Below are 15572 nucleotides of genomic sequence, written 5' to 3'. Positions count from 1 at the left end.
CATGAAGAAGAAGCGCGTTTCCCTGGCGGCGCTGCTGCTCGCCGTCCCCGTCGCGATCGTCGGCTACTCGGTGCTCCCGTCGGACGCGGCGACCCTGCCGACCGTGGGGACGACCTACACGTTGTCGGTCACCAAGAGCGGCAAGTGCATCGACGTGCCGTCCGCGTCCAAGGACAACGGCGCCCTGCTCCAGCAGTGGGGCTGCACGGCGGGCGCGAACTGGCAGCAGTTCAAGCTCGTGGCGGCCGGCTCGAACTACCTGATCCAGAACGTGAACAGCGGCCGCTGCATCGACGTGCCGGGCAGCTCGACGGCTTCGGGCGTACAGGTGCAGCAGTGGGGTTGTGCCTCGGGACAGGCGAACCAGCAGTTCAAGCTGACCGCGAGCGGGACGAACACGTTCCAGGTCGTCAACGTGGGCAGCGGGCTGTGTCTCTCGGACAAGGACGCGTCGACCGCATCGGGGGCGGCGATCATCCAGGAGACCTGTACGGCCAACACGAACAAGCAGTGGGCCTTCAACGCCGTGTCCACCGGCGGCCGGACCTGGTCGAACACGGCCGACGGCTTCGCCTCCACGGGCGGCGGCACGACCGGCGGCGCGGCCGGTGCGACGGTCACGGTCACGAACCTGGCCGACCTGACCAAGTACGTGACGGCGACCGAGCCGTACGTGATCAAGGTGGCCTCGGCGATCACGATCACGCCCAAGGGCACCGAGCTCAAGGTGAAGTCGAACAAGACGATCGTCGGCGTGGGCACGAGTGGTCACATCGTCGGCGGCGGATTCTTCCTCGGTGCGGGCGTCAAGAACGTCATCATCCGCAACCTGACGATCCGCGACGCGGCCATGCCCGAGGACGACCCCGACGACAAGGTGTACGACTACGACGGCATCCAGATGGACACCGCCGACCACATCTGGATCGACCACAACACGATCACCCGCATGAACGACGGCCTGATCGACAGCCGCAAGGACACCAGCTACCTGACCGTGTCATGGAACGTGCTCGCGTCGGAGAACAAGGCCTTCGGCATCGGCTGGACCGACAACGTGACGGCGCGCATGACGATCCACCACAACTGGATCCACGACACCAACCAGCGCAACCCCAGCGTCGACAACGTGGCCCTGGCCCACCTCTACAACAACTACATGCAGAACATCACGTCGTACGGCAACCTGTCGCGGGGCAGCACGAAGCTGGTCCTGGAGAACAGCTACTTCGACAACGTCGCCAACCCGTACTACAACGACACGTCCGCCGCCCAGCTCAAGCAGAGCGGCAGCATCGTGGTCAACAGCTCGGGCAAGCAGCAGACCAACGGATCCGCGTTCACGCCCAGCAGCTACTACTCGTACACGCTGGACGCCGCCGCGGACGTGCCCACCCTGGTCAAGACCTACGCGGGCCCGCAGGCCACCATCGGTAGCTAGGCGGTGTTTCGCGGGGCATGACGGCCGCCGCCGGGCCCAGCTTCCGCCTCGCGGCGCGGTGCGGAAGGCCCGATACAACCCCGGTATCGGACCTTCCGCCCCACTGGCGAGACGAAACCTGGACCTCGCCGGCGACTCGCCCTGACCCGCGAAACACCGCCTAGAAGAAGTCGCCGATCTCCTCGAGGAACTCGGCGGGCACTTCCTCCGCCGGATAGTGCCCGCAGTTGTCGAGAACGACGCCGGTGAGGTCGCCGGCCACCGGGGCGAGCATGACCCCCGGCCGGCCGGCGACCGACTGGGCCCCGCCGATCACGAGCACCGGCAGGCCGAGGCGCTTGGCCGCGCGGCGCTCGTTCTGGGCGTAGGTCACTTCCAAGGCCCGGTACGGCTCGAAGCTCGCGCGCAGCGCGTCAGGGTCCCGCAAGATGTCGATGTAGTGCTCGACCGCGTAGGACGGAAGCGCCTGGTACGCCTTCGTCGCGAACTGATGCCCGAAGTAGAGGTGCTCGCGGCCCCGGACCAGCTCCTCGTTGAGCCCGTCGAGCCGGTTGAACGCGACGTGCCACTGCTGCCCGTCCTCGCCGAGCGCGGGAATCGTCGCCTCGACCAGGGCGAGCCTGGTCACGTGGGCGGGGTGGTCGGCGGCGAGCGCGTAGGCCGTCCACGCCCCGACGTCCTGGCCGATCACCGCGAACCGCTCGTGGCCCAGGGCGGCCATCATCCGGACGAGATCCTCGGCCATCGTGCCCGTGTCGTAGCCGCTGCCCGGCTTGTCCGACAGCCCGGTGCCGCGCGGGTCGGCGGCCACCACGGAGAAGTCGCGGGCCAGGGCCGGCATGACCTCGCGCCACGCGTACCAGGTCTGGGGCCAGCCGGGGAGCAGCAGCAATGCCGGGCCCGCGCCGCCGGTCACCGCGTGCAGGGTCACGTCCCCCGCCGGGATGAGACGGCTGCGAAACGTACGGGCGAAGGTGCCGGGCAGTCCCGGGCCGGCGGGATCCATGTCCGTCATGGCGCCGACCGTACTCCCCGGCCTTCGCGCCGCGCTCACCTGGCCGGGAAGCGTGAAAGCGCAGGAAACGGGGCATGACCTCCGGCGACTTGTCATTTCTGGAGGACACTTTGACCTGGATGCGCGCCTTCCGCGAGCAGGCCCGGAATCGCCTCGCGGCGGCCCAAAGAGACGACCACCCCTTCGCCGAGGAGGGTGTGACGCCCGCGCCGGTGGTGGTCGTCGATCAGCCGCACGGCGTGGAAGAGGTGCTGCCCCGCGGCGTCCGGGTCGCCGGGGCGTGGGCCTGGCGGTTCATCGCGTTCGTGGTGGCCGCGTACATCCTGCTGCGCCTGGTCTCCCTGCTGCACGTCGTGCTGATCCCGGTGGTCATCGCGATCCTGCTCGCCGCGCTGTTCCAGCCTGTGTCGACCGGGCTGGTCAACCGCGGCATGAACCGGTCGCTCGCCGCCGCCCTGGTCCTCCTGGCCACGCTGGTGATCGTCTTCGGCGGGCTCGGGCTGATCGTGCGCACCTTCATCAGCCAGATCGACACGCTGTCGAGCCAGGTCAGCGACGGCATCAACGAGGTGCAGAGCTGGCTCGCCTCGGGCCCGCTGCACATCAGCGACGCCCAGCTCAACGACTACGTCGACCGGCTGCAGCAGACCATCACCCAGAACCAGGGCGCGCTGACGTCGGGCGCCCTGAGCACCGCGACCACGCTCGGCGAGGTGGTCACGGGCTTCTTCCTGACCCTGTTCACGCTGTTCTTCTTCCTGCGCGACGGCGGCCACATCTGGCGCTTCCTGTGCCGCCTGCTCCCGCGCGAGGCCCGCGTCCCGACCGCCCGCGCCGGGCACTACTCGTGGAAGACGCTGGTCTCCTACGTCCACGCGACCGTCCTGGTCGCCTTCGTCGACGCGGTCGGCATCGGCATCGGCCTCTTCGTCCTGCAGATCCCGCTCGCCCTGCCCCTGGCCGCCCTGGTCTTCCTCGGCGCCTTCATCCCCGTCGTCGGCGCCACCGTCACCGGCGCGGTCGCCGTCCTGGTCGCCCTGGTCGCCAAGGGCTGGGTCAGCGCCCTCATCGTCCTGATCATCGTCATCGCCGTCCAGCAGCTCGAGGGCCATGTCCTCCAGCCCCTCATCATGGGCCGGGCGGTCGCCCTCCACCCCCTCGCCGTCATCCTCGCCATCGCCGGCGGCATCGTCGTCGCGGGCATCGTCGGCGGCCTCATCGCCGTCCCCCTCCTGGCCGTCCTCAACACCGCCATCCGCTACCTGGTCCGCCACCCGTCGGGCGCCCCCACCCCCGACCGCGAACCCCCCGGCACCCAACCCACCGACGACGACCAGGCCGAGGCGGCGGACCGCACCCAGGACGCCTCCCGCACCGCCGACCCGCACGAGCCCCCGCCCGCCGACACCTCCCTCGAGCCCCGCGAGGCCTGACCCGCCCCGTCGCCTCAAAGCCGGCGCGACGGTCGTCGTGCGAAATCGGCCCGGCGGCGATCCGGAAGCGGCCGGGCTGAACAGCGCGATGAGTTGCGGGGCGGCCGAGATCGCGCACGGCGTATCGCGGCGCGCCGAGGACACGGGCGGAGGTGCGGAAGCTTGCCGGGGCCAGGGGCGCACCGGCGGGACGGGCAGCACCCCGCCCGGTCCACTTGCGCCGGGCGCCCCGGACCCGATCAGTGGCCGGTCGGCGGGGCTTCGTCGGCGCCCGGGACGCGGCGGACCTCGATCTTGGCGCCCGGGGCGGCCGGGACGCGCTTGGCCCACTCGACCGCCTCCTCCTGGGCCGGGACCTCGAGCATGAAGAAGCCGCCGAAGAGCTCCTTGGTCTCCCCGTACGGGCCGTCCGTGACGACCGGCGCCTCGCCGCTGAAGTCGACGACGACACCCTTCGCCGGATCGTCCAAGCCTTCCGCCGCGACGAGCACGCCGGCTTCGACTGCCGACTCGATGAACTCCTGCGTACGGCCCATCAGCTCCTCGATGTCCGCCATCATCGCCGCGTTCGACGCGTCGGTGCCCCGCATGATCAACAGGTACTTCGCCATCACAGTCTCCTCACTCGGCGTGGCCGCCGTCCGGCCCGCGCACCTACCGGTCGAACGAGCGGCGGCCGGATCGACACCATCGTCGGATCAATTGCGGTGACGACTTCGCGCCACGCCGCGAGAATGGCGCGGTGGATCAGGTCGAGGTCGTCGTCGCCCACAGTGAGCGGGCGACTCTCCGGGTCGGGGACATGTTTCTCAAGGTGGACGCGCATCCCTCGCGGACGCGGGTCGAGGTCGAGGCGATGGCCATGGCGCCCGTGCCGACGCCCGAGGTCCTCTGGCGCAAGCCGCCCGTGCTGGCGATCGCCGCCGTACGCGGGGAAGCTCTCGGTGTGTTAGGCAAGCCCTCGGCCGCGTCGCCGCGGGCCTGGGCTGCGGCGGGATCGGTCATCCGGCGCTTGCACGAGGCGCCGCTGCCGCCGTGGGAGGGCAGGCCGATCGACGAGTACGCCGCTGATCTCGAGCGCGAGTGCGCATGGCTCGTGACGAGCGGCACCCTGCCCGCCGCCCTGGTGAACCGCAACCGGAAGCTCGCCGAGGCCGTCCTGCGCCCGTGGACGCCGGTGTTCACGCACGGCGACCTGCAGATCACCCACGTCTTCACCGAGGGCGACGAGGTGACCGGGATCATCGACTGGTCCGAGGCGAGCCGGGGTGACGCCCACTTCGACCTGGCCATCCTGACGCTCGGGCACGAGGAGCGGCTCGACGACCTGCTCGCCGGCTACGGCACCGACATCGACGTGGACATGATCCGGGGCTGGTGGGCCCTGCGCAGCCTGACGGCGATCCGCTGGCTGTCCGAGCACGGCTTCGACCCCCACACCCCAGGCGCCGAGGTGGACGTGCTGAAAGCCAACGTCAGGACAACCGGATCGGATTGACCACATCGGCCGCCACGGTGAGCAGCATGATCGCCCCGCCCGCGATCATGAGCGCCACGGTCAGCGGCAGCAGACGCGTGTAGTCGACCGGCCCCCGCCCGCGCAGCTTCTCGTACCAGGCGATCATGATGTGGCCCCCGTCCAGCGGGAGCAGCGGCAGCAGGTTGAACAGCGCCATGAACAGGTTGAAGCTCGCGAGCAGGAGCAGGAACACCGGCCACAGCCCCCGGTCGGCGGCCTCCCCGCCGAGCCGGCTCGCCCCGACCATGCTGACCGGCGTGTCGGGGTCACGCTCGCCGCCGCCGATCGCCGAGACGACGGCCGGCACGCGCTCGGGGAAGCGGGCCAGCTGCTGCAGCGACCCGGTGGTCAGATCACCCGTGTACGCGAGAGTCGCCCCCACCGCCGCGCCCGGTCCATAGGTCACGAACGCGGGCGGCAGCTGCGCCGTGACACCGATCCGCCGCGTGGCGGGCACGTCGACGGTCAGGCGCAGAGTCTCGCCGGTGCGGGAGACAATGATCGGCGTCGGCCCGGACGACGCGCGAACCCGGGCGACGACGTCGTCCCACTCCGGCGTCGGCTGCCCGCGGACGGCGAGGATGCGATCGCCGGGGAGCAGCGCGGGGGCCGCCGACGAGGCGACGACCGGCGGCACAGTGGGCGAAGGGTTCGGGAGTCCGGTGCTCACCGCGGCCGCGTACACAATGGTCAGCGCGAGCAGCACGTGGGTGACCGAGCCGGACGCGAGCACCACGATGCGTTTCCACGTGGCGTGCCGCCACATCGCGCGCGGCTCCTCGGCCGGGGTCAGCTCGTCGAGCGCGGTGAGGCCCGCGATGTCGCAGAAGCCGCCGAGGGGCAGGGCCTTCACGCCGTACTCGATGCCGCCGCGGCGGACCGAGAACAGCGTCGGGCCGCGGCCCACGAAGAAGCGACGCACCCGCATGCCGAAGGCCCGCGCGGTGAACAGGTGGCCGGCTTCGTGCAGCGCGACCGACAGGCTGAGGGCAAGGGCGAAGATCACAACCCCGATGACGTACGCCACCCCGCGCACTCTACGGCTTGGCCGCACGCCCCGGCGGCCCGCAGGATGAACGGCATGGTGGACGTGATCGTGGTCGGCGGCGGGATCATCGGGCTGACGGCGGCCGTCCGGCTCCACGAGCGCGGGGCGGACGTCGCGCTCTGGTCCGCGGACGACGAGCTGGACACGGTGTCGGCAGTGGCGGCCGCCGTCTGGTACCCGACGCGCACCGCCTTCGACCCGCGCGTGCTCGCGTGGGCCACGGCGACGTACACGAAGTTTGTCCAGCAGGCGGCCGACGGTGTGCCCGGCGTGCTGGTGCGCGAGACCCGCAACCTCGAGCGCGGCGAGCCGGCGGGCGAGCCGTGGTGGGCGGCCGCCGCCGGGGACGTGCGGGTCGCCGACGCCCCCGCGCCGTGGACCCGTGAGCTGCGCTTCCGGGCGCCGCTGACCGAGATGGCCACCTATCTGCCGTGGCTGCGGCGGCAACTGCCGGTCGTCGTGCGGCGCCGCGTGAGCAGTCTCGACGAGGCGCTGGCCGAGGCGCCGGTGGTGGTCAATGCCACCGGTCTGGCGGCGGGTGCGTTGTGCGACGACCCCGCGGTGCATCCGGTACGCGGCCAGATCGCGATCGTCGCCAATCCCGGCATCACGGTGTCCGTCCGTGACGTGGGGGAGACGTACGTGCATCCGCGCCGGGCCGACGTCGTGCTCGGCGGCACGTACCAGGAGAACGACACGAACCTCACGCCCGACCCGGCGACCCGCGACGCGATCATCGCCCGGTGTGTCGCCCTGGTCCCGGAGCTCGCCGGCGCGCCGCTGCTGGGGGAGCGGGTGGGCCTGCGCCCGGCGCGTCACGGCGGCCCGCGCGTCGAGGTGGAGCAGCGCCCCGGCGGGCGGATCGTCCACGCGTACGGTCACGGCGGCGCCGGCATGACGCTCTCGTGGGGCTGTGCCGACGAGGTCGCGTCACTGGTCCTGGGCGATTGACCGGGCCGAACCAAGCTGTCGTGGCCGCGTCACTGGTTCGGGGCGATCGACCGGCGGCCGAGGACCGTCGCCAGGGTCGCGGTGAGGACGACGGCGGCGGCCGGGGCGAGGACCAGGTGCGGGGCGCTGACCAGGTACGCCCGGCCGTCCGCGACCATCGCCCCCCACTCCGGCGCCGGCGGCTGCACGCCCAGTCCCAGGAACGACAGCCCCGACACGGTCAGCAGCGTCCCGGCGAACCGCGTGCACAGATGCGCGACCAGCGGCGCCGCGATGTTCGGGGCGATGTGCCGGATCAGCACCCGGGCGGGCCCGGCGCCGAGCGAGCGCGCCGCCGTCACATAGTCGCGGCCGGCCTCCCGTACGGTCAGGTGGTAGGCCTGTCTCGTGAACGGCGTCCAGCCGACCGCGCCGATCGCCACCGCGATCGAGGCCGTTCCCGGGCCGAGCACCGCCGCCGTGAGCAGGCCGAGCAGGATCGTCGGCAGGGCGGCGAGGATGTCCGCGAGCCGGACCAGGACGCGGGCGCCGGTCCACCCGGCCACCAGGCCGAGCAGGGTTCCGGCCGCCGCGGTGACCGCGAGGGTCGAGGCGGTCAGGCCGAGCGTGAGCCGGGCTCCCACGAGCAGCCGGGCGAGGACGTCGCGGCCGAGCTGGTCGGTGCCGAGCAGATGGGCGGGGGACGGACCGGCGAGGATCGCGCCGAAGTCGGCGGCGACCGGGTCGGGCAGGAAGAACGGCCCGCCCAGCACGAGCAGCAGGCCGGCGGCCGGCGCGTATCTCACCGGGCGACCGGGTCGAGGGCCAGCTGCACGGCCTCGGCGAGCACCCCGGCCAGCAGGGCGACGGCGACGACGGTGAGCGTGCCGGCCTGGATCATCGGCAGGTCCTGGGCGAGGACCGCGTCGTGCAGCACCCGGCCCAGCCCCGGGATGCCGAAGACGACCTCGACCACGACCGAGCCGCCGATCAGCCCGGCGGTGAACATCCCGGACAGGGCCAGCACCGACGTGGTGGACAGCCGGGCGGCGTGGCGCCACAGCACCCGGGCCGGGGCGAGGCCGTTGGCGCGGGCGGTCCGGACGTGCGGGCGGGCGAGGACGTCGACGGTCTCGGCGCGTACGAGCTGGGCGGCGAGCGCGGCGGGATAGACGGCCAGGGTGACCACGGGGAGGATCAGGTGCCGGGGCGAGCCCCAGCCGACGGCCGGCACGACGCCGGCGCCGACCGCGAAGACGAGGACGAGCACCGGGGCGAGCACGAACTCCGGCACCGCCACGCCGAGGATCCCGGCGCCGGTCAGGGCCTTGTCGAGCGGGCCGCCGGGGCGGCGGGCGGCGTGGACCCCGGCGGGCAGCCCCACCGCCGCGGCCAGCGCCAGGGCCAGGACGGCCAGCAGCCCCGACACGAGCAGGGCACTGCCGATCGCGGCCGCCACCGGGGTCCGCGTGACGAACGACAGGCCCAGATCGCCGCGCAGCGCCGCCCCGAGCCAGTGCAGATACTGCGTGACCGGGGAGCCGTCCAGCCCGAAGTCGGCGGCGACCCGGGCCTGCACGGCCGGGTCCGGGACCTCCGAGGCGACGCGGGTGCGCAGGACGGTGCGTACGGGATCGGCGCCCGTGAGCCGCGGCAGCGCGAACACCGGCACCGACACCGCCAGCAGCACCGGCGGGATCAGCACCAGCCGCCGCAGCAGCCGGCTCACCCCGCGGGCTGCAGCTGCGGCAGCACGGGCCGGACGCCCAGCGGGTCGGGCACGAAGCCGGTCACGCCGCGCTGCCCAGCCGTGTTCGCGGGGTGCACGATCATGACTCCGGCCGCGTCCTCGGTCAGCATGGCGGCGGCCTTGGCGAAGCCCGCCTGCCGCCGCGGGACCGACTCGGACGCGGACAGCCCGGCGACGAGCCCGTCGAACTCCGGCGAGCAGTAGTGGTCGATGTTGTAGCTGCCCTGGCACGTGTAGTCGGAGGTCAGCACGCTCGCCGCGTCGGCGAAGTCGGACAGGTAGCTGCGCGAGTTGAGGAACATGTCGAACTCGCCCGCGAGCACCTTCGGCTCCTGCGCCGCGTAGTCGCCCACGGACACCTCGACCTCGATGCCGGCCTTCGCGAGCATGGCCTGGATGGCGGTGGCGAGCAGCGGCAGCTCGGGACGGTTCGGGAAGGTCCAGAGCCGCACCTTGAGGCTCGGGTGGCCCGCCTCGGCCAGCAGCTGCTTCGCCCGGGCCACGTCGGCGCCGGCCGGGGCGGTGGTCACGCCCCACGGCACGGCCGGTCCGAAGAGATCGGCGGCGGGAGTGGCGGCGCCGTTTAGCACCTGGGAGGCGAGGGCCGGACGGTCGATCGCGGCGGTCACGGCCTGCCGGACACGCAGGTCGGAGAAGGGCGGCGCCGACTGGTTGAGCAGCAGCTCGATCGTGCGCGCGGCCGGATAGGAGGTGACCTCGGCGCCGGCCTTCCGGAGCTGGTCGAGCGACGCGTCCGGCAGGCCCTCGGCGAACTGCACGTCACCGGACTGCAGGGCCAGCGCGCGGCTCTGCGGGTCGGTCAGATAGCGGACGGTCACCCGGCGCGCGCCGGCGGGCGTACCCCAGTAGTGGTCGTTGCGGGCGAGGACCGCCTGGTCCGCGCCCTGCACTTCCTCGAGTACGTAGGGACCGGTCGCGGTCCGGATGACCGCCGGCTGCCCCTTCGTGTACGCCGCCGGGGCCAGGACGGCCAGGTTGCCGCTGCTCATCCGCAGGGGCAGCACCGGGTCGGGCTGCGCGGTCGTGATGTCGACGGCCTCCGCGCCGGCCGCCGCGATCTGGAAGCCGATGCCGCGAATGGCGCGCGGCGGGGCACTGACCTTCGCGATGTACGTGAGAGCCGTCACGACCGCGGCCGGGGTGAGCGGCGTCCCGTCGTGGAACGTGACGCCCGGGCGCAGGTGGAAGCGCCACGTCCTCCCGGTCTGCTCCCACTTGACCGCCAGCGAAGGCGCCGGCTCCGCCTTGTCGTCCACCGTGGTGAGCGTCTCGGCGACCCCGAGCGTCATGAGCAGGGCGCCGTCGTCGGCGTCGAAGGCGTACGCGGATCGGGGCGGGAACTGCAGCGCCACGCTGAAGGTGTCGGTCTTGTCCGCGGCGGGCGTCGAACAGCCGGCCACCACGAACAGCAGCAGAGCGGCGAGAAGTCGTTTCACGGAAACCTCCCCGGGAACATCGCGTCCCTTGGTGGGCATGTCGTGACGGCGCCGGGTCTGACTCCCACCGCTTGTCCTAGCGGCGGTAACAGTGGCGCGACCGTGCCGGGCTTGCACCGGCTTCCGTCGCCGTCACCTTGCGAGTGGATCTTATGCCGTCACAACTGCCCGTGGTTGGGGGGAAGGATGTCGGCAAGCTCATAGGCCGCCAGGTGGTGGTACTTCCAGTCCAGCGGGTCGTGGACGCTGTGCGTGCGGGCGTTGCGCCAGTGGCGGTCGAGGTCGTACTTGCTCGCCGTCGCGCTGGTGCCGCACATCTGGAACAAGTCGGACGCCGCCTCGAGCGCGACCTCGCTGCCGAACGCCTTGGCCGCCGCGACGGCCAGGGACCCGCGGGCGGCGTCGCCGGCGGTCGCCGGCACGAGACCGATCTCCTCCAGCGTACGGGCGGCGTCCGCGAGCAGCGCCTCGGCCGCGCGGACCTTGGCGGCGATCCGGCCGTACCGGTGGAGGACGTGCGGATCGTCGGCCGCGACCGCCGCACCCGCCCGGACCGCCTCGGTGGAGGGGCGGGCCTTCTCCCGCAGGTAGGCGCGCGCGTCCCGCAGCGCCGCCCCGGCGATGCCGACCTCGATGGCCGCGTGGACCAGCTGCGCGCGGGCGCCGAGCTGTTGCGGCACCGCGTACGCGCTCGCGTAGTCGATGACATGCGCCACCGGCACGTGGTCGAACGTCGCCGTGCCGCTGATCGTCGCCCGCTGGCCCATGACGTCCCAGTCGGTGTCGACCGTCACGCCCTCGGCCTCGCGCGGCACGAAGGCCAGCGTCAGCCTGTTGCTCGCGTCGAGGGCGCTTACCGCGATCCACGCCGACGTGAGCGCGCCCGTGGTGTAGAACTTGCTGCCGGTCAGGACGTCCCGCTCGATGCGCGTCTTGAGGTCTTGCGCGTGCTTGCCGCCCCGCTCGGCCAGCGCGTTGCCGATGCGTTTGCCGGCGAGCACGTCCGCGTACAGCTTGGTGCGGGTCTCCTTGTCCCCGTGCACGGCGAGCACGTCGACGAGCAGGAAGTGCGCCTGCGGCACCTGCGCGATGGCCGGGTCCGCCGCCGCGATGATCCGCGTCACCTCGGCCAGCGTCACCGGCCCGAGCCCCGGCCCGCCGTCCTCGCGGGGCACCGTGATCCCGAGCAGTCCCGAGGAGTCGAGCAAGGCCAGAGCCTCCGCCGGTACGGCCTCCGCGCCCGCCCGGTCGCGAGCGATCGCCCCGGGGATCAGCCCGTCCGCGATCTTTCGGGCGACAGCTGTCGCAGCGTCATGCGTGTCGATCGTCACCGCGTCATAGTGTCACCTGATGAGCACACTCTCCGTTCCCGGCGCCACGCTGGCCTACGACGTTCGTCACGTCCCGGGCGACAGGGTCCCGCTGCTGATGGTCGGCCAGCCCATGACGGCCGACGGCTTCACGGCGCTCGCCGAGCTCTTCACCGACCGGACCGTCATCCGCTACGACCCCCGGGGCCTCGGCCGCAGCGAGCGCACCGACGGCCGCACCGACAACACCCCGCAACAGCAGGCGGCCGACCTGCACCGGCTCATCGACCACCTGGCCCTCGCCCCGGTCGACGTCTTCGCGAGCAGCGGCGGCGCGGTCACCGCCCTCGAGCTGGTGGCCACCCACCCGTACGACGTCCGCACCCTCGTCGCCCACGAACCGCCCATCAACGCCGTCCTCCCCGACGCGGCGGGTGCCGCGCGGGCCCGCGCGCACTTCCACGAGGCGTACCTGGCCGGCGGCCGCGACGCCGGCATGGCCGCCTTCATGGCGATGACCCAGTGGCCGGGCGAGTTCACCGACGAGTACTTCGCCCAGCTCCCTCCGCTGCCCCCGGCGTCTCTCTCGTCACCCGGGGACGACCCACTCCTGTCCCAGGCCTCCTGGCCGATCACCGACTACCAGCCCGACCCCGCCCGCCTCACCGGCGTCCCCACCCGCATCGTCATCGCCGTCGGCGAGGAGACCGGCAACACGTACACCGGCCGCACCACCCACGGCGTCGCCGCCCTCCTCGGCCTGACCCCCACCGTCTTCCCGAGCCACCACGGCGGCTTCCTCCCCGGCCACGGCCAACCCGACAAGTTCGCCGCCGCCCTCCGCTCGATCCTGGACTGATGCGCAGTTCAGCATGCGTCGGTCACTCGTACGGACAGGGCGGGGAGGGCCTCGGGGCGGGTAGGGTGACCGCGACCGTCGCCCCCTGGGGAGTGTTTGTTGACCGCTACAGCGCAGCCCGAGGCGCCCGCGCCGCCGTCGCCGAAGAAGGGCCGCATCGGGTCGGTGGAGGTGCTGGCCGGGCTGCTCGTGCTCCTGGTCGTCTTCCGGAACCCGCTCGCGTCGCTGATCTCCGACCCGCGGCTGCAGACGTGGACCACGGTGTTCGTGTCCGTGCTCGTGCAGGCCGTGCCGTTCCTCGTGTTCGGTGTCGTGCTCTCGGCCGTCATCGCCGTGTTCGTGCCGCGCAGCTTCTGGGCCAAGGCGCTGCCGAGGCATCCGGCCCTCGCCGTGCCCACCGCCGGGCTCGCGGGCGTGGTGCTGCCCGGGTGCGAGTGCGGCAGCGTGCCGATCGCCGGGTCGCTCATCCGCCGGGGTGTCACGCCCGCCGCCGCGCTGGCGTTCCTGCTGGCCGCGCCCGCGATCAATCCGATCGTGCTGACCGCGACCGCCGTCGCCTTCCCGCGGAACCCGGAGATGGTCGTCGGCCGGGGCGTCGCCAGCCTGGTCGTGGCCGTCGCGATGGGCTGGCTGTGGCTGCGACTGGGCAAGGCCGAGTGGATCAAGCTGCCGCACCGGCCCGATCTGGACGGCATGTCGCGGGCGCAGGCGTTCTGGGCGGCGGTGCGGCACGACACGATGCACGCGGGCGGGTTCCTCGTGCTCGGGGCCGCGGCGGCGGCGACGATCAATGTGCTTGTTCCGGAGCGCTGGCTCAACGCGCTCGCCGGGAACCACCTGTTGTCGATCCTGGCGCTCGCGGCTCTGGCCGTACTCCTGTCGATCTGCAGTGAGGCCGACGCGTTCGTCGCCGCGTCGCTGTCGCAGTTCTCGCTCACGTCGCGACTCGTGTTCCTGGTGGTGGGCCCGATGGTCGACCTCAAGCTGATCAGCATGCAGGCCGGGGTGTTCGGGCGGCGGTTCGCGGTCCGGTTCGCGCCGGCCACGTTCGTCGCGGCGATCGTCGTCGGCGCCGGCTTCGGGGCGGTGCTGCTGTGAACCGGCAGGCGCAGGCCGTCATCATGCTGCTGTTCGGGGGCGCCATCCTGCGGGCGAGCCTCGGCGACACGTACCTCCGGTATGTGAAGGAAGGTCTGCGGCCCTTCCTCATCGGCGCCGGCGTGCTGCTGGTGGCCGCGGCCGTCATGACCCTTTGGTACGAGCTCCGGTCACGCCGCGCGGAGGAGCACGACGACGGGCACGGGCACCATCACGAGCCCCGGGTCGGCTGGCTGCTCCTGCTGCCCGTGCTCGGACTGCTGCTCGTGGCGCCGCCCGCCCTCGGGTCGTACGCGGCGGGGCAGGCCGGATCCGTCCTCACCGCGCAGAACGCCGACTCCGACTATCCGCCGCTGCCCGACGGCGAGCCGGTCGACGTGGGGCTGCTCGACTACGCGTCGCGGGCGGTGTTCGACGCGGGGCGCAGCCTCGACGGCCGTACGCTGCGGTTGACGGGTTTCATCACCCCCGGGCCCGGCGGCGAGCCGACGCTGGCGCGCATGGTGCTGTCCTGCTGCGCCGCCGACGGCCGGCCGATCAAGGTGGGGCTCGCGGGCGACGTCCCGGCGGGCGTGGCCCCGGACACGTGGGTCCAGGTCACCGGCACCTGGGCCGGCAAGGTCGCCAAGGACCCGGTCAACGACGCCGAGGTGCCCTACCTCCAGGTCACCGGGTGGCAGGAGATCACCCCACCCAAGCAGCAGTACGAGTGAGCGCCCGCACGATCGGCCTGGTGCTCGCGCTCGGGGCGGGCGGGGTGCTGGTCGCGTTCCCGCCGTCTCCGCCCGCTGCTCCTCGCGTCGCCGGGGAGCGAGCCGTTCTCCGTGATCTGAAACTGCATCCGATTGCCTTCCTCGACGCGCGCACGGCGGTGGGAACGGCTCCTTCCTCCTCCTCGGTGCGTCTCCTGCTCGGCGACGTCGAGCTGCGTCGCCTGCCCGCCGCCGGGAACCCGGAGTTCGGCACGGTCACCACCTTCGACGGCGGGTTCGTGTGGACCGAGTCGGTCGACGGCGGCAAGGTCGGGCTCTGGACGGCCAGGACCGACGGCACCGGGGTACGCAACCTCGTGGCCGACATGGGCAACACGATCTTCAACGCATCGGCGTACGACGTGGTGGTCGCCGAGTCCGCGGTGTGGTGGGTCACGGCGTCGGCGACCGACGTCACGGAGATCCGGTCGGTCCCGCTGGCCGGGGGCGCCGTGGTCGTACGCCGGGAGGAGGGCTCGTGGTCATTGACCGCCTGGCCGTGGCTGACCGACGGCGCGGGTGCTCTGCGGTCCCTGCGCACCGGCGCGTCGGCGGGCCGGCCGACCACGAACACTGAGCAGCCGGTGTGCAGCCCGGTCTGGTGCCGCGTGCTGGTGGTCACGTCGGGGGGTCTGGCCCGGATCGACGCCGTACGCGTGGACGGGACGGGCCGGCGGCGCATCGCGGGACCGGCGTCGCGGGCGGCGATCGACGACGTGGCGGTGCTGGACCGGTTCGAGGTGGTGTCGACGCCGGGGCCCACGTCGGATGTCACGGGGACCGAGGCGCTCGACGTCTACGACCTGGCCGCGGACCGGTTGCTGCCGATCAGTCCGGCGGTGCGGGGAGTGTTCTGCCGCAACGGGGTGCTGTGGTGGGCGACCGGGGATCCGGACGCGCTGACCTGGAACACCCTCGATCTGCGGACGGTGTGACCCCCCGATTTGGCGTTGCGGGGTT

The 15572-nt window shown here is 72.5% G+C and carries 15 protein-coding genes; 8 read left to right on the top strand and 7 right to left on the bottom strand.

Annotation, left to right across the window (positions count from 1 at the left end):
* Position 1 precedes the first annotated feature (1 nt).
* Positions 2-1441, top strand: coding sequence for an RICIN domain-containing protein (locus tag RAN62_RS37695; protein WP_305789665.1), 1440 nt, complete (start codon positions 2-4; stop codon positions 1439-1441).
* 160 nt (positions 1442-1601) lie between these two features.
* Here RAN62_RS37695 and RAN62_RS37690 read toward each other — a convergent pair whose 3' ends face one another.
* The gene (locus tag RAN62_RS37690; protein WP_305789664.1) at positions 1602-2456 is read right to left on the bottom strand and encodes an alpha/beta fold hydrolase; all 855 of its coding nucleotides are present in this window, start codon (positions 2454-2456) and stop codon (positions 1602-1604) included.
* Between the two features lie 74 nt (positions 2457-2530).
* Here RAN62_RS37690 and RAN62_RS37685 point away from each other — a divergent pair, with 74 nt between their 5' ends.
* Positions 2531-3889, top strand: a complete 1359-nt coding sequence (locus RAN62_RS37685; protein ID WP_305789663.1) for an AI-2E family transporter — start codon at positions 2531-2533, stop codon at positions 3887-3889.
* Positions 3890-4128: 239 nt separating this feature from the next.
* Here RAN62_RS37685 and RAN62_RS37680 read toward each other — a convergent pair whose 3' ends face one another.
* The gene (locus tag RAN62_RS37680) at positions 4129-4500 is read right to left on the bottom strand and encodes a YciI family protein (protein ID WP_305789662.1); all 372 of its coding nucleotides are present in this window, start codon (positions 4498-4500) and stop codon (positions 4129-4131) included.
* Between the two features lie 131 nt (positions 4501-4631).
* Here RAN62_RS37680 and RAN62_RS37675 point away from each other — a divergent pair, with 131 nt between their 5' ends.
* Positions 4632-5387, top strand: coding sequence for a phosphotransferase family protein (locus RAN62_RS37675; protein ID WP_305789661.1), 756 nt, complete (start codon positions 4632-4634; stop codon positions 5385-5387).
* Here the strand turns inward: RAN62_RS37675 and RAN62_RS37670 are convergent.
* The gene (locus RAN62_RS37670) at positions 5365-6435 is read right to left on the bottom strand and encodes a M50 family metallopeptidase (protein WP_305789660.1); all 1071 of its coding nucleotides are present in this window, start codon (positions 6433-6435) and stop codon (positions 5365-5367) included. The two genes, RAN62_RS37675 and RAN62_RS37670, sit on opposite strands and share 23 nt — an antisense overlap.
* Positions 6436-6489: 54 nt before the next feature.
* On the opposite strand from RAN62_RS37670, the gene RAN62_RS37665 reads away from it, so the two are divergent.
* Complete coding sequence (locus RAN62_RS37665) at positions 6490-7407, top strand: FAD-dependent oxidoreductase (RefSeq protein ID WP_305789659.1); 918 nt, start codon at positions 6490-6492, stop codon at positions 7405-7407.
* Between the two features lie 29 nt (positions 7408-7436).
* Here RAN62_RS37665 and RAN62_RS37660 read toward each other — a convergent pair whose 3' ends face one another.
* The 4 genes from RAN62_RS37660 to RAN62_RS37645 all read right to left on the bottom strand — a co-directional run bounded on the left by RAN62_RS37660 (position 7437) and on the right by RAN62_RS37645 (position 11924).
* The gene (locus RAN62_RS37660; RefSeq protein ID WP_305789658.1) at positions 7437-8192 is read right to left on the bottom strand and encodes an ABC transporter permease; all 756 of its coding nucleotides are present in this window, start codon (positions 8190-8192) and stop codon (positions 7437-7439) included.
* Complete coding sequence (locus RAN62_RS37655) at positions 8189-9115, bottom strand: ABC transporter permease (RefSeq protein WP_305789657.1); 927 nt, start codon at positions 9113-9115, stop codon at positions 8189-8191. The genes RAN62_RS37660 and RAN62_RS37655 overlap by 4 nt, the downstream gene beginning before the upstream one ends.
* Positions 9112-10593, bottom strand: coding sequence for an ABC transporter substrate-binding protein (locus RAN62_RS37650; protein WP_305789656.1), 1482 nt, complete (start codon positions 10591-10593; stop codon positions 9112-9114). Before RAN62_RS37650 ends, RAN62_RS37655 begins: the two co-directional genes overlap by 4 nt.
* 158 nt (positions 10594-10751) lie before the next feature.
* A complete protein-coding gene (locus RAN62_RS37645) occupies positions 10752-11924 on the bottom strand; it encodes an acyl-CoA dehydrogenase family protein (RefSeq protein ID WP_305789655.1) in 1173 nt (390 codons plus the stop codon).
* A 19-nt stretch (positions 11925-11943) separates the two neighbouring features.
* Here RAN62_RS37645 and RAN62_RS37640 point away from each other — a divergent pair, with 19 nt between their 5' ends.
* From RAN62_RS37640 to RAN62_RS37625, 4 genes are all read left to right on the top strand, one after another.
* Complete coding sequence (locus tag RAN62_RS37640) at positions 11944-12762, top strand: alpha/beta fold hydrolase (RefSeq protein ID WP_305789654.1); 819 nt, start codon at positions 11944-11946, stop codon at positions 12760-12762.
* Between the two features lie 99 nt (positions 12763-12861).
* Complete coding sequence (locus RAN62_RS37635; RefSeq protein ID WP_305789653.1) at positions 12862-13860, top strand: permease; 999 nt, start codon at positions 12862-12864, stop codon at positions 13858-13860.
* Positions 13857-14573 (top strand): TIGR03943 family putative permease subunit, encoded by a 717-nt coding sequence (locus RAN62_RS37630; RefSeq protein ID WP_305789652.1) that lies wholly within the window; start codon positions 13857-13859, stop codon positions 14571-14573. The genes RAN62_RS37635 and RAN62_RS37630 overlap by 4 nt, the downstream gene beginning before the upstream one ends.
* Positions 14570-15547: a hypothetical protein gene (locus RAN62_RS37625; RefSeq protein ID WP_305789651.1), complete on the top strand. Its 978-nt coding sequence runs from the start codon at positions 14570-14572 to the stop codon at positions 15545-15547. The genes RAN62_RS37630 and RAN62_RS37625 overlap by 4 nt, the downstream gene beginning before the upstream one ends.
* The last annotated feature ends 25 nt before the right edge of the window (positions 15548-15572 follow it).

Source organism: Symbioplanes lichenis (assembly GCF_030709675.1).
Lineage (GTDB): Bacteria > Actinomycetota > Actinomycetes > Mycobacteriales > Micromonosporaceae > Actinoplanes > Actinoplanes lichenis.
The sequence above is the reverse complement of the archived record's forward strand: the minus strand, read 5'-3'. Positions and strand labels throughout refer to the sequence as shown.

Bases quoted from the DNA above. Each gene is read 5' to 3' on its own strand.
- RAN62_RS37695 (WP_305789665.1), top strand. From the start codon at position 2: ATGAAGAAGAAGCGCGTTTCCCTGGCGGCGCTGCTGCTCGCCGTCCCC.
- RAN62_RS37690 (WP_305789664.1), bottom strand. From the start codon at position 2,456: ATGACGGACATGGATCCCGCCGGCCCGGGACTGCCCGGCACCTTCGCC.
- RAN62_RS37685 (WP_305789663.1), top strand. From the start codon at position 2,531: ATGACCTCCGGCGACTTGTCATTTCTGGAGGACACTTTGACCTGGATG.
- RAN62_RS37680 (WP_305789662.1), bottom strand. From the start codon at position 4,500: ATGGCGAAGTACCTGTTGATCATGCGGGGCACCGACGCGTCGAACGCG.
- RAN62_RS37665 (WP_305789659.1), top strand. From the start codon at position 6,490: ATGGTGGACGTGATCGTGGTCGGCGGCGGGATCATCGGGCTGACGGCG.
- RAN62_RS37640 (WP_305789654.1), top strand. From the start codon at position 11,944: ATGAGCACACTCTCCGTTCCCGGCGCCACGCTGGCCTACGACGTTCGT.